The sequence below is a fragment of the Bacteroides sp. AM44-19 genome (assembly GCF_003603395.1).
GTDB lineage: Bacteria > Bacteroidota > Bacteroidia > Bacteroidales > Bacteroidaceae > Bacteroides > Bacteroides uniformis.
In genome coordinates, this window is the sequence record NZ_QTNB01000006.1 from 132,237 (window position 1) to 144,749 (window position 12,513).

Sequence of the window (12,513 nt, forward strand, 5' to 3'; positions counted from 1 at the left end):
ATATATCTTTTTAATATGAAATACACTATAAATATATACATAAATTACACTTTTAATAAATTGTTAATCACTGATAATAAGATATTTACAACATAAATAAAACCGAAATATCTATATATTTAAGTTGTATATTTCGGTTTGTAAATCAAGCATTAAGAGTCCCGTTCTCCATATATTCTTTTAGCCGTAAAAACCTCTCTTGAGGATTGTCTCTACTCTTTGAACAAGAAACAAAAAAATTATGGCTACATCGGACAAATCATTTAACGGGGAACTCTTGGAGAGTATTTTTAAGACCTCCAAAAAGACAATTCAGGAGTATGTCCGCGAAATCGAGCGCAACAACCGCTACCGTTCATGCCGTCAGGATACCGGCTCGGGATATATTCTCGATGACCGCGCCCGGCTCATTGACCTGTATGAAGCCTGCCTGCAACAGGACGCTCATATACGTTCCGTTGTCGAGACACTGGAAAGCCAGATTCTCGGCGACCGCTATATGCTTGCCCGTGTAAACGAAAAGGGAAAATACATCAAGGACGTGGCGAACTCCCTGAAGATACAGGGTTCGCAGTTCGACAAGATAATCAAGGGCATAGTGGAATCCAAGCTCTACGGGTACACCCTGCTTGAAATCATGCCGCATACTGACCCCAGAACGGGCAGGCTGGCGGAAGTCAACATCATCGAACGGCGTAATGTGTTGCCGGACCAGAAAACGGTACTGAAGCGGCAGGGACTGTGGGAGCCGCATTGGGATTTACATGACCCGGCATATTACCGTTGTTATGTACTGGTAAACTCCGGCGACTTGGGACTTTTTTCCGCCACGACCCCTTTGATACTGGCCAAGAAATTCACGGTGGCCAACTATGTGAACTTTTCCCATACTTACGGACAGCCGATTATCCACGGAAAGACGGTCAGCGAGAGCAACGCCGACCGCAAGAGGCTGGCTAACGAGATAGCCAACGCGGCACAGAACAAGGTGGTGGTTACCGGCATTGAGGACGAGGTCGATATCAAGACATTCACCATGTCCAACTCGGAAAAGATATATACCGGGCTTATCGAGTTTGTGAACAAGGAAGTTGCCAACCTCGTGCTCGGCTCCGAGTCGATGGCCGGAGGGATGCAGTCGTACGTGGGTTCCACGAAAGCACACCAGGACATTTTCCGCGACCGTATCGAAGTCTACCGTCGGTATATCGAAAACGTCATGAACGAGGAGATAATCCCCCGCCTGGTGGCTATCGGGTATATCCCCGGAGGATTGGAGTTCCGGTATTCGAACCGGATAGAGATGAGCAACGAGGACCGCATCAAGCTCTATTCGCTGATCACGGACAAATATGAAGTGGCGGCCGATGAGATCGAGAAAGAGTTCGGTATCAATGTGGGCCGGCAGCTCAATGTTATCCCGGGATTAGGTTTCGGAGCCGAAGGCGGCTCATCCGGTCTCAGCCACAACGACCGGGGCATCATGTCGGACGAGGAGTATTTCCGGCGTTACGGACGCCCCCGGGGGGCGAAGGTCGGAAATTTTCTGCGGGGAGCGGAATAGAAGCCCGTCTTCCGCTCCCGGACAACGCTCCGTTCAGGGCTGTCAGGGCATCTGCAACCACGGAATCCGATACGGAAAAGGAGTATCGTGTCATTTTCGATGCATTCCGCAGGCTGATCCTCTATTGGGAGAACAGCGCGGAACGTCTCGACATTATAGAGGACATCATCACCCTGCGTGCCTCTTTCCTCATAGACCGTGCGCTGACAGGTCTGCGAATCGATATGGACCGGGCATTGGAGATACTGAAAAATCACAACTCCTTTACAACAGAGAGGGAACGGCAGCAGCGTGACATCCTGATTGCAGCTATAGACAACCTGGTGGATTTTGCCGCGGCAGAGGAGTATGCCATGCTCGGGGAACTGCCCGAGACAGCGGATGAACAGGACATGGAAGCATACGAAAAGATATGCCGCAGGTATAACCTCGTCCATGCGGAGGAAGAGAACAACCAGGTATTCTTCGCGGCCTCGATGGCCGCATGGTGGATGGCGGTGGATATGGATACCGTGCTTACCTACATGACACAAGGCGATGAACGGGTACGTGCCTGGCATCTTTCATTGGAAGGGATTTCCTTCCGCAAATCCGAGTTTCCTCCGGAGCTGATACCGCCGATCGAATGGGGATGCCGCTGCTTTCTGGTCGCGGAGGGGTTCGCCGCTGTCCGGGCGGCTTTGCCGGATAAGGGAGACTATCTGGAAAAGGTGGATCCGGTCTTCCGGGAGAGCCTGGCAACCGGCGGGCGTATCTTTTCCGATGCGCACCGCTATTTCTCCGTCCCGCTTCCGGGTTACATGAATGATATTGTGAAACGCATTAAAGGAAAGTTCGCCTATGCCCAAGATAACGCTTGATGAGTTTTGCAGCCACTGGGTAAGCAGGACCAGTACGCGCGTCATGGCCAGCCGGCTGGAGTTCAACGTATTCGACTTCGCAACTGCTGCCGGTGACTATACCAGGCAGCAGTTCGTGTCCTCATTCGCTTCGGGGGGATTCAACGGTAGCAAATGGGCGCCTCGTACCTCCAAATGGGGAAAGAGGTTCACCCATCCTCTCATGAACGATACGGGGACTCTGGCCCGGAGCATACAGTCGGAAGCCGGCCGGACAGACATAGTGGGACGGCGTTCGGACCGTACGCGCATCTTCCGGAAAGGCGCCAGGTATTGCATGTGGACTACGGAAAAGAGCTTTCCAGTCAAGGGCAAGCGGGGACGCAGCAAGGAGCGTTACGGGCATTATGCCGCCATACACAATACCGATCCGAAGTTCGGGCTGTACACGGTAAACCAGTATTCCACGCGCCGTCCCGTACACCGGCAGTTCATCGGATTCTCACCGAAGACGGACGACTATATCGCCGCCCATTTCATAGATATGATTTTTAAAGGATTTCCACACCAGCCGTTATGATAAAAGACAAACACCCAGCACCACAGCCCGCACAACCGTCGGCACCGGCGGAGAGCCTGCCTGAAGAAGTTTCCGCGAACCCTTTCGTGGAGATATACCGGGCCGTTAAGCGGGCTGTCCTGACCCTGCGGGAGAATCCGGACGACCCGTTGTCGCCGCCCCTGTTCAAAACCGTCGCTATCGACAACGGCCAGTTCGCCCGCATTGTCCGTGACGATAACACGGAGTATGAGACTGTGTTCCCTGCCGTGTTCATCCACTTTATCAACGTGAGGTACCTGGTACAGCAACAGCGTATCGGTGAGGGACGCGCCACCATGCGCGTGCGGTTTATCCTGAATACGCTCAACAATGCGGACGAAGACAAGGAATGCGAGGCGTTTCTGGTCTTCCAGCGGCTCAATGTAGCCATACAGGATGCCAAGAACCATGAGCCGGCGCTGAGCGAGCGGTGCAACCTGACCTATTTCGACATGCCGCTTTCAACCAATATGTTGCAGGCGTACTGGATAGACTACGAGGTATGGTTCAGGGAATCTTCCGCGTGGAAATACAGGGACTGGGTAAAAAGGTATGTGGTCATGCCCCCGTTCACCCAACACAGCGATGCGCCGCAACATGACAGCGGCGGACACGGCTTCCATCCGCGTCCGGAACATGACGAAGTATCTGGTTTTTCGGATACTGGATCGGAAAATTGAAATCCATGCAGGAGATTTATCCGCACTGCGTATAAACAGACATGAATCAGCAGATAATACAAGACTCATGATACATTTTCTGTACTTGCTGAATTTAGAATGTTCAGCATGCCGGTCTTGATACAAATAGTTGCAACCGGTCTGTAATTTGAACAATCTATTATACTGTAAAGATAATCGCATTTCCATAAATGGATGGATTCTCATATTTCCACTTCCATAAATAGCAGTGCAAAACCTTTTCTTTTTCCACCGCCTACTCTTGTTCAAATAACCCTTGCATATGGATATGAACACACTTCAATATGTCGTCGGAGAGGCGAAGGCAGGCCAGCCGGCTGTTATCCGTTTCTTCGGTCGCGTGACGGAAGAGACGACCTCACGTTTCAATGACGAGTTCGACTTTTTGGAAAATATCATCCGTCCCTCCTGTATCCGCGTGTTGATCAACTCGGAGGGCGGCAGTGTCCTTTACGGCATGTCCACCTATTCCACCATCGCCAATGCCACGGTGGATACGGAATGTATCATCGAAGGGGTCGCGGCATCGATGGCCTCCATCATCTGGGCGGCGGGCAAGCGTTCTCTCATGCGTGATTATGCCATACTGATGATTCATAACCCGATGTTGCCGGACGATGACGGAGGGGAACCGTCGGACATGGTAACGGCTTTTACCAAACAGATCGAGACGATTTACCGGAAACGGTTCGGCCTGAAAGCGGAGCATGTGCGGGCCATCATGGACGGACAGGCAGGAAAGGACGGGACCTATTTCGACGCACAGGCTGCCGTCAAGGCCGGCATCATACCTGCGGAGCATGTCATCCATACCTCGAAGCAGCTTTGCCGTAAAGTGCATGACGAGATAGAAGGATTGACCGATACGGCCGCCATCCAGGAACTGATGAGCCGTGTCAGCGCGGGAAATAAACCTTTCAAAGGCATTGAACCTACTCTTACAGAAACGGAAAACGATATGGCAAACGAAAACAAGACACAAGGCTTTGAGTACGGGGCGATTGCAGCCTCGCTGGGCATGAAGGACGGTGAGGTCAAGGACGTGATGGCACGTATCTCTGAACTGGCCGCGATGGAACCCAAATACAGAGAAATACAGAAATCACTGAGCGACGCGCAGACCGTCATCGCCGGAAAAGACGCCTCCATCCGGAACTTGCAGACAGACCTGGCCGCAGCGACGGCACGCCTTTCCGCCTACGAGCAGAAAGAGAAGGACGAGCAGGCTTCCCGTATCGAGACATTGGTGGAGAATGCCATTGCAGAAGGCAAGATTGACCGTGAGGCGAAAACGCAGTGGGTGGAGATGGCCGGTTCCAACTTCGAGTTGGCGGAAAGCACGCTGGCTTCCATTCCCGCGCGGGAGAAAATCTCGAAGGAAATCGCCGATGACCCTGCCAACATCCAGGCCACGGCGGAAGCGACAAAGACCGCCGAACAGCTGATGGCCGAGAAGGTGGCGGAAGTGGTCGGTGCGGATTTCAAGTTCCGAAAGCTCTGACAGACTATCCGCGGGCGTCCGCCCGATTTTAACTGACATGCCGGAGACCGCAGTGTCTCGCGCGGAAACAGCAGGTATCCGCCAGTCGGCCGAGTTTCATTCTTCAACGGAAAACTTAAAACGACAATGGCTGATACAGTAAACTTTCTTCAAAACGGGTATAGCGGCGAAGTACTTGAGGACTTGCTGACCTATACCGTGCAGGGCAATGATACAGTCCGCGAGGGACTGATTCATATCAAGACGGGCATCCAGCACCGCTATACGCTTCCTGCCATCAAGCTGGGCAACATTATCCAGGACAACGTGCCGACCCCACAACCCATCCACGGAGCCAAGGGCGATGACGGCACGAACGAGTACCAGTTCACCGAACGCCATCTTGAGCCGTCCGATTTTATGGTCTATCTCGAGTTTAACCCGAGGGACTACGAGAAGTACTGGCGTTTCGCGCAGCCGGAAGGCAATCTCGTGTTCCGCGAGCTCGACCCGAAAATCCAGGCGACGATGCTCCGTCTCCTTATGGACAAGAAAAACGAGTATATCGGAAACGCCATCTGGACTTCCGCCCGCGGAGGAGAGACGGTGGCCAAGATTACCGCACCGGAAGGCTGCACGAAAATCGGAGCCAACAAGGAGAAATATTTTGACGGGGTCATCAAACGGATCCTCGACAATGTGAACTCCTCCGATGCCGAGGTGGTTGCCGGAGGGCAGTGCATCATTTCGGGAACGACCGAGCTGACGGACGGGGCCGCGGTGGAGGCGGCGCTCTATGCGATGTGGAGGAAATGTCCGAAGCAGATCCGAAAGAAGACATCTCTGACCTTTGTGGTCGGATGGGACGCCTGGGACGCGTATGACCAATATATCTCGGACAAGCAGGTCAAGTATTCCGAGAATACCGAGGTCAACCGCTATCGCTTCAAGGGCAAGCGCATCGTCCCGGTCGTGGGAATCCCCGAACACACGATGGTGCTCGGCGAGTTCTCCACCGGCATGGACTCCAACCTGTGGATGGGGGTGGATTACGCGAACGACACGGACATCCTGAAAATCGACCGTCTGCAGGCCAACTCCGAGCTGTTCTTTTTCCAGATGCGCATGAAAATGGACGTGAACATCGTCCGCCCGGCGGAGATCGTGGTCCATACCGCCTACAAGAAGAGCGAATAACACACCTTTCTTCATTCTCAATATCCACCCGGGGAGCGGAGGCAAGGCCCCGTTCCCCATTTTCATTCTACTGTTATGGCAAAGAAAATCAACACGGAGGAAACTCCGCAGACAGACAACAATAATATTCCTGCACCGGAGGCTCAGGCGGTGCCCGTTCCGGAAACGGCATCGGAAAACCTCGGGACAGGCGGCGAGACTGAAGACAGGCTGCCGGCCAAGACCGCGGGGAAAGGGAATGCAGGGTCGGAGGAGACGACAGAGCCTCACATCCTGTCCCTGTTGAAAAAGTTCCCGGCATATCCGTCGCTGTACATCGACACGCACGGAGGAACCTATGCGCCGGACACGGCGGCCGCCATCAGGGGCAAGGCCGTACTCTACAGGAATCCTTTCTACAACGAACTTAAAAAGAAATCATAATGGCACTCGGTAATGTATTTATCAAGGATGTGGACGGCAATATTCCTTACGATACCGGCTCGTCGGGCGAGAAGGTGACGGGACTGCTGTTCGACGTGTCCCTCCAGCCGACGCTTTTCACGGAGGGGTATGGTAAAACCAATGAGACCAGGCTCAAGCCTGGCGATGTCTGCTACATCACCTCGTTCAAGTCCGCCGTGAACGACTTCGGTATCATCGAACGTGTGGAGGCAACCGACGAGGAGGAGATGAATGTCAATTTCCTGCACGGCATCCCGGCATACCATATCCGTGAATTTTTCCGCATGTCCGGCAATCCGGGCGGTTCAGGAAAACTCTACGTGATGTTCGCGGACTGTTCGGCGAACTGGGATGCGCTGGAAATCATGCAGCGTGCTGCCGGGGGTATGATCAACCAGATAGGCATATGGACGGAACAGCCGCTGTGGAAAGCGAACGGCGCATCGGAACAATACAACCTCAATCTGGTAAAGGGGCTCAACGACGTGGCCGTGGGGCTTGCGGAGCAGAACCAGCCGCTCTCGCTCATCCTTTCCGCCAATCCTTCCAATACGGGGGCGGATACGACTGAGGGGCGTCAGATTGACCTGAATAAAATACCTTCATGCATCTGTGAATCAAGCCGTATCAGCTGTATATTCGGCCAGGCGCATCACGAAAAGATCTCCACGATGCAGATGTGCAACAGGAACCATACGCCCGTGGGATTTTTGGGAGCGGTTATGGGAGCCATAGCAAAGGCCAACGTGCACGAATCCATCGCATGGGTCAAGCAGTTCAATCTCTTCGCGGACGATTTCCAGGAAATAGAGTTGGGGTTCGGGGACATCAACCTCGACGAGGCAGAGGAGAACTTCCTCAGCCTGAACCGGTACGAGTCACTCTCCCCGTCACTGCTGGACGAACTCGACGATAAGGGGTATATTTTTCCCATCAAGTATGCCGGCCGCGAGAACGGGATCTACATCTCGAAAGACCAGACATGCTCACATGGGGATTTCCGTACCATTGCCCGGAACCGCACCATCAACAAGAGCCGCCGTGCCGTGCGTGCAGCCCTGCTGCCGTATGTGAACTCACCGCTGATGGTCAATCCTTCAACCGGGTTCCTCGCCCCGTCGAAGATTACAGCTTTCAAGACACTCATCGGGGATATACTGGCCAAGATGCAGGCGGCGCAGGAAATTTCAGGATACGCCGTCACTATCGACCCGAACCAGAACGTGTTGGTGGACGACACGCTGCGCATCTCCTATGTCCTTGTCCCGGTGGGCGTGGCCGTGAAGATTTATGTAGAGGAAGGACTGTCATTAACCGCAAATAAGACATAGCATATGGCAATAATCAACAATGTAGCATACTCGTGGTCGATGATAACCCTGTCATCGACCGCCCTGGGAATCGATGAAGGTTCCACGACCCTTGAAGGCGTGTCGGCCATCAAATGGTCGAAGAAGCGCAAGGTCGAAAGTAACTACGGCATGGGAGGACGGCCGGTGTCGAGGGGGTTCGGGAACATTACCTATACGGCGAGCATCACGATGGACTATGCCACGCAACAGCTGTTGCGTTCGGTGTACGGCTCGCTGCTCGAAATCGGCGAGTTCGACCTGATTATCAGCTTTGCCAACCCGATGGCCGGCGAGGACTGGACAACGACGACCGTAACGCTCAAAGGTTGCATCTTCACGGAGGATTGTCTCGAGTCACAGCAGGATGATACCAATATCACCCATGAATTCGATCTCAACCCGTTCGATATCCAAATCGGCTCGGGTGATACAATCTAAGCTGTCATGGATGTAACTTTCGAGGGGAAATCTTCTACCGGAAAGAACGAATGGCTCACGCCTCCCTGCCTGCTTCGGAGGCTGGGGCCGTTCGATTTGGATCCGTGTTCGCCCGTAAACCGCCCATGGGATACGGCGCGACATCACTATACCATTGAGGATGACGGCCTGCAACAACCCTGGTTCGGACGTGTGTTCTGCAATCCTCCCTATGACACTGCACTGATTGTCCGGTTTATCCGCAGGTGTGTCGAACACAGGAATGCCGTCGCGCTCACTTTTGCCCGCACGGACACGCGCCTGTTCCACGAACTGATATTCCCAAACGCCGATTCAATACTCTTTATCAAGGGACGGCTCAGTTTTTACCATGTTACGGGGGAACAGGGTGGTACGGCCGGAGCGCCGTCATGCCTGATCGCCTTCAACAAAGAAAATACCGCGGTTCTGGAAACATGCGGTATCGACGGGAAGTTGGTGAAGCCACGACTTCAATAGTCAACCATAAATTTGTTACATAATAACCCGTCTGTTTGCCGGATATTGACCTTGGCTGACAGACGGGATTTATGTATGGCAGACTTAAATCGAAATATGCGCTTCCTTATCGAATGACGTATGCTCGTTACTGAACACATAGCCCAACTGGTTGCATATGCACCGGGTGTTTCCGATGACCTTATTGATATTGCGGTGCGAGTGGCCATATATCCAGTATTCAATCGGGCTGTCTGCAATGAAACCGCCAAGCTCCACGGTAAATGCCCCATTGAGCGGACTGCCCTTGAACTCCGGCGCCATCAGTTCGAATGACGGTACATGATGAGTGGCGACAATGAGATGTCTGGCAGTACTTTGTTTTACGCTCTGTTCCAGAAAACGGAAACAGCGCGAATGTTCGTCATTGAACCTTGTCCAGTCCAGCGGTTCGCTGCCGTAACGCATCCTGCGGAAATCTGTGATGGCTGCCTCAGTTTCATAGGCATCCTGCAACAGGATATGTGACCACAGTGTGGTAGCGATCAATTCTATATCGTTACCCAATGGGATAACGGCATTATAGTGGCAGGTGATGTTTTCCCTGATTTTGAGCGACCAGCCGTTATACAGCTTGTCTATGTCGAACATCTTGTAAAACTCGTGGTTTCCGGGAACCACGATGACCCGGCTGTAATTTCCGGAAGCCCAGTCCCAGAACGGATGTCTGGAGTAGTTCTCATCTCCGATATATCCTATATCTCCGGCAAGGACAAGCACTTCTCCGGCAACAGCCAGCGGGTTGTGCTTCAAAAAACTGCTGTTCTCCCGAAACTCGAGATGCAGGTCGGATGCGTATTGGATTCTCATTGTTGTGTTATGAAATTGGCTTCAAGTTGTTCCAATAACTGTTCTCCGGAAATGCTTTTAAGTCCTGCCGATTTGAAAAAATCAGAGTTTGGCACTTCTTCTTTGACAGCCAGGCAAAACCTGTCAACATCTTGTTTAAGCGAATCAGGAACTTCGTAGGTGTCGGCAGGAGCAAGCATGGCAACCAGCCGGAATACATCTTTCTTGTGCTTGACGATATGTTTGCTGTCCACTTGTTCTCCATTGCTTTTCCGCTCGGTCATTTCTAAATAGGCCCTGCATTTCAGACAGATAAGACTTTCAATGTTCGCAATATGTACGCCCTCCTCCAACGTGCTGTGTTCAATGGTATAATTATAATAGTCATCATCCATCAAAATGGCTGACAGACTTGACAGGTCATCATCAACCGGAATGGGGGTAATGTGGGCATCGTCCGGGAATTTGACAACCCCGATATTTCGTGAAAAGAGTTCTATCTGATACGGGAAATCCGGATTTCCCGGTTCCTTGAACCTGTAATATTCATGCCTGCATTCCCCGTTCCCGGTTCCCTTATTCCTTTGTCTGTACCCTGCGGTTTTTACAAACTCCCAGAATTTTGCAGCAAAATCCGAAGACAGCGCCTCCACAATCAGTATAATGTCTATGTCCTTGGTCGCCCTTGGAGTTTGTGCATATATTTCTTCATGCATTTCACAGGCAGTACCACCTATGATGACATAGTTTCCTTCATATCCGGTGAAAAACTCCCTGAATTTATCAATTCCTCTTACCATATCATATTATTTATCATAGTTTCCAATTCTATTTGAATGCGTTCATCATCCATATCCTTCATGGCCAGAAATAAAGACAATTTGTCTACAATGCCGTTTTTTGAGAAAAAACATGGATTGTAACGCCATATCTCTATGCGGGTCTCGCCATATTCCTTGTCTGTCCGGATTTGCAACCGTCGAGCTTCTTCTTTTGCAATGGCATAAGTGTCATTTTTTTCCTTGTTCAGCATTGAATATTCCGACAAGGCATTTACTCCACTAATACAAAATACTTCATCAGGCAGACTATCGGTATATACAATCCGCTCGATGGGGTTCGCCAGGAACGGCAACATCCTGTCCCATAATTCACGCTTTTTGAACTGAAATATCATACTCTTTGTCTTGCCGCCGGATAAAGCGATAACTTCTTTATCTTTCAGCCATCTGACCGCCCGGTTTACATTGGCATACGACACGTTGAAAAGATCTGCAATATCATAAGTTCCTTTCCCTTCGAGAGACTTTACTTCAAGATGATAAAGGATTATGCATTGGGCAATTGCAGGAATCTGCGTTTCTTCACCTCCCCCGATATTATTTTTATGCGGTTTCAAATCTATCAACAAATCCGGTATGAACATTTGCTTTTGCGGTATGATGAAATTTACACGATGTCTGACAAGACGCCGTACATTATAGGCCGCCACTGTACGCAATACAAATATTACCGGGCATTGGGCTTTTCGCTCAACCAGTTCTTTTTGTTTCCGCATCTGCCCCGGAGTATATGCAGAACTGTCTGCACTATACAGAAGAACTACGTCATGCCCCAACAAGTTAGCCGTACAAAATGTATAACCGGCAGTAATATTGGCTGGGAATGTATGCAAGACATCCTTTTCGACCGGCCTGATGTCCGCCCTCAAATCAAGCAATTCAGCGATGTACCGGCTTGTCACATCTATAAAATCATCTATTTTGCACATAATCATTTATGTTTGAGAATATGCAAAATTAACGATTATATACTATATATCAAAGAAATATATGAAATATATTCAGCGAAATTTCCTTTAAAGACTGATCTGGGAATATCAGGAGCAAAGAAGTTTTTTGTATAACATATGGATTACAAGTGAATAAGAACCGTGTCTTCAACCTTTCCACGATTCTTTGTCCTACTCTTTCGGTGAATCAAAACAAATTCGATATGGACGAAAAAATGCTTTCATTGGAACAGGAGATCAAGATCAAGGAAAAAGCCCTCAAACTGAAAGAGGAGAAGAAACTCCGCAAGATTTGTCCGATGGTCGTTTTCGGAGACACCGCAAACGGCGAGAAAGAGATTTATGTGGCCTACATGTCCGAACCGAGCTTTCCGCAGTTCAGCAAATTCATGGCCGCTTCCAAAAAGGACGAGGTAATCGCCATGCGCACGTTGGCCCGCGACTGCTTCGTGGACGGAGATAAGGAACTCGTGGACGACGAGTCGCTCTTCCTGTTCGGTCTGATGGGACAGCTTTCCGAGCTGATCACCACCCGCCAGAGTGTCCTGGTAAACTTATAAGCCGGTGGGTAGTGACCGACGAGCAGCGCATCCGCCAGCGGATGATCTATGTCCGCCACTACTTTCCCGGCGTCAACCTCGACACGATTTCCGACGAGGAGTTCGCGATGCTTTCCGAAGAGGCGTTGTGGCTGCACGAGCAGATGCTCATCAGCCGTATGCCCGTTCCGATGTCATTGCCGGAGAGGACTCCTTGACCTGCCGCCGTAAGCTTCCGGT

General features: G+C 51.1%; 15 protein-coding genes. 12 read left to right on the top strand and 3 right to left on the bottom strand.

Annotated features, from left to right (window positions below):
* The first annotated feature begins 241 nt into the window (after positions 1-241).
* The 10 genes from DW947_RS11570 (at position 242) to DW947_RS11615 (ending at position 9,114) form a co-directional block, all read left to right on the top strand.
* Positions 242-1,564, top strand: a complete 1,323-nt coding sequence (locus tag DW947_RS11570; protein WP_008142945.1) for a DUF935 family protein — start codon at positions 242-244, stop codon at positions 1,562-1,564.
* Positions 1,565-1,788: 224 nt separating this feature from the next.
* Complete coding sequence (locus DW947_RS11575) at positions 1,789-2,424, top strand: phage minor head protein (RefSeq protein WP_008142943.1); 636 nt, start codon at positions 1,789-1,791, stop codon at positions 2,422-2,424.
* Positions 2,405-2,983, top strand: coding sequence for a hypothetical protein (locus DW947_RS11580; RefSeq protein WP_008860784.1), 579 nt, complete (start codon positions 2,405-2,407; stop codon positions 2,981-2,983). The genes DW947_RS11575 and DW947_RS11580 overlap by 20 nt, the downstream gene beginning before the upstream one ends.
* A complete protein-coding gene (locus DW947_RS11585) occupies positions 2,980-3,684 on the top strand; it encodes a hypothetical protein (protein ID WP_004293608.1) in 705 nt (234 codons plus the stop codon). Before DW947_RS11580 ends, DW947_RS11585 begins: the two co-directional genes overlap by 4 nt.
* Positions 3,685-3,967: 283 nt before the next feature.
* Entirely contained in the window at positions 3,968-5,206 is a 1,239-nt protein-coding gene (locus DW947_RS11590; protein WP_004293607.1) for a Clp protease ClpP, read from the top strand.
* 126 nt (positions 5,207-5,332) lie between these two features.
* On the top strand, positions 5,333-6,382 hold the full coding sequence (locus DW947_RS11595; protein WP_004293606.1) for a hypothetical protein: 1,050 nt from the start codon (positions 5,333-5,335) through the stop codon (positions 6,380-6,382).
* Between the two features lie 75 nt (positions 6,383-6,457).
* The gene (locus tag DW947_RS11600; RefSeq protein ID WP_004293605.1) at positions 6,458-6,805 is read left to right on the top strand and encodes a hypothetical protein; all 348 of its coding nucleotides are present in this window, start codon (positions 6,458-6,460) and stop codon (positions 6,803-6,805) included.
* Positions 6,805-8,157, top strand: a complete 1,353-nt coding sequence (locus DW947_RS11605) for a DUF2586 family protein (protein ID WP_004303973.1) — start codon at positions 6,805-6,807, stop codon at positions 8,155-8,157. Before DW947_RS11600 ends, DW947_RS11605 begins: the two co-directional genes overlap by 1 nt.
* A gap of 3 nt (positions 8,158-8,160) precedes the next feature.
* A complete protein-coding gene (locus DW947_RS11610) occupies positions 8,161-8,616 on the top strand; it encodes a hypothetical protein (RefSeq protein WP_004293603.1) in 456 nt (151 codons plus the stop codon).
* 6 nt (positions 8,617-8,622) lie between these two features.
* Positions 8,623-9,114, top strand: a complete 492-nt coding sequence (locus tag DW947_RS11615) for a DNA N-6-adenine-methyltransferase (RefSeq protein ID WP_004293602.1) — start codon at positions 8,623-8,625, stop codon at positions 9,112-9,114.
* An 84-nt stretch (positions 9,115-9,198) separates the two neighbouring features.
* On the opposite strand, the gene DW947_RS11620 is transcribed toward DW947_RS11615, so the two are convergent.
* Genes DW947_RS11620 through DW947_RS11630 form a run of 3 tightly spaced genes read right to left on the bottom strand, consistent with a single transcriptional unit; the run spans position 9,199 to position 11,713 of the window.
* On the bottom strand, positions 9,199-9,963 hold the full coding sequence (locus DW947_RS11620; RefSeq protein WP_004293601.1) for a metallophosphoesterase: 765 nt from the start codon (positions 9,961-9,963) through the stop codon (positions 9,199-9,201).
* Complete coding sequence (locus DW947_RS11625; protein ID WP_004293600.1) at positions 9,960-10,742, bottom strand: hypothetical protein; 783 nt, start codon at positions 10,740-10,742, stop codon at positions 9,960-9,962. The genes DW947_RS11620 and DW947_RS11625 overlap by 4 nt, the downstream gene beginning before the upstream one ends.
* Positions 10,736-11,713 carry a hypothetical protein gene (locus DW947_RS11630; RefSeq protein WP_004303975.1) on the bottom strand — a complete coding sequence of 326 codons (978 nt, stop codon included), beginning with the start codon at positions 11,711-11,713 and terminating at the stop codon, positions 10,736-10,738. The genes DW947_RS11625 and DW947_RS11630 overlap by 7 nt, the downstream gene beginning before the upstream one ends.
* Before the next feature lie 224 nt (positions 11,714-11,937).
* Here DW947_RS11630 and DW947_RS11635 point away from each other — a divergent pair, with 224 nt between their 5' ends.
* Positions 11,938-12,294, top strand: coding sequence for a hypothetical protein (locus tag DW947_RS11635; RefSeq protein ID WP_008860783.1), 357 nt, complete (start codon positions 11,938-11,940; stop codon positions 12,292-12,294).
* Between the two features lie 11 nt (positions 12,295-12,305).
* Positions 12,306-12,491, top strand: coding sequence for a hypothetical protein (locus tag DW947_RS11640; protein WP_004293597.1), 186 nt, complete (start codon positions 12,306-12,308; stop codon positions 12,489-12,491).
* The last annotated feature ends 22 nt before the right edge of the window (positions 12,492-12,513 follow it).

Bases quoted from the DNA above. Each gene is read 5' to 3' on its own strand.
- DW947_RS11570 (WP_008142945.1), top strand. From the start codon at position 242: ATGGCTACATCGGACAAATCATTTAACGGGGAACTCTTGGAGAGTATT.
- DW947_RS11575 (WP_008142943.1), top strand. From the start codon at position 1,789: ATGGACCGGGCATTGGAGATACTGAAAAATCACAACTCCTTTACAACA.
- DW947_RS11580 (WP_008860784.1), top strand. From the start codon at position 2,405: ATGCCCAAGATAACGCTTGATGAGTTTTGCAGCCACTGGGTAAGCAGG.
- DW947_RS11585 (WP_004293608.1), top strand. From the start codon at position 2,980: ATGATAAAAGACAAACACCCAGCACCACAGCCCGCACAACCGTCGGCA.
- DW947_RS11590 (WP_004293607.1), top strand. From the start codon at position 3,968: ATGGATATGAACACACTTCAATATGTCGTCGGAGAGGCGAAGGCAGGC.
- DW947_RS11595 (WP_004293606.1), top strand. From the start codon at position 5,333: ATGGCTGATACAGTAAACTTTCTTCAAAACGGGTATAGCGGCGAAGTA.
- DW947_RS11600 (WP_004293605.1), top strand. From the start codon at position 6,458: ATGGCAAAGAAAATCAACACGGAGGAAACTCCGCAGACAGACAACAAT.
- DW947_RS11605 (WP_004303973.1), top strand. From the start codon at position 6,805: ATGGCACTCGGTAATGTATTTATCAAGGATGTGGACGGCAATATTCCT.
- DW947_RS11610 (WP_004293603.1), top strand. From the start codon at position 8,161: ATGGCAATAATCAACAATGTAGCATACTCGTGGTCGATGATAACCCTG.
- DW947_RS11615 (WP_004293602.1), top strand. From the start codon at position 8,623: ATGGATGTAACTTTCGAGGGGAAATCTTCTACCGGAAAGAACGAATGG.
- DW947_RS11620 (WP_004293601.1), bottom strand. From the start codon at position 9,963: ATGAGAATCCAATACGCATCCGACCTGCATCTCGAGTTTCGGGAGAAC.
- DW947_RS11625 (WP_004293600.1), bottom strand. From the start codon at position 10,742: ATGGTAAGAGGAATTGATAAATTCAGGGAGTTTTTCACCGGATATGAA.
- DW947_RS11630 (WP_004303975.1), bottom strand. From the start codon at position 11,713: ATGTGCAAAATAGATGATTTTATAGATGTGACAAGCCGGTACATCGCT.
- DW947_RS11635 (WP_008860783.1), top strand. From the start codon at position 11,938: ATGGACGAAAAAATGCTTTCATTGGAACAGGAGATCAAGATCAAGGAA.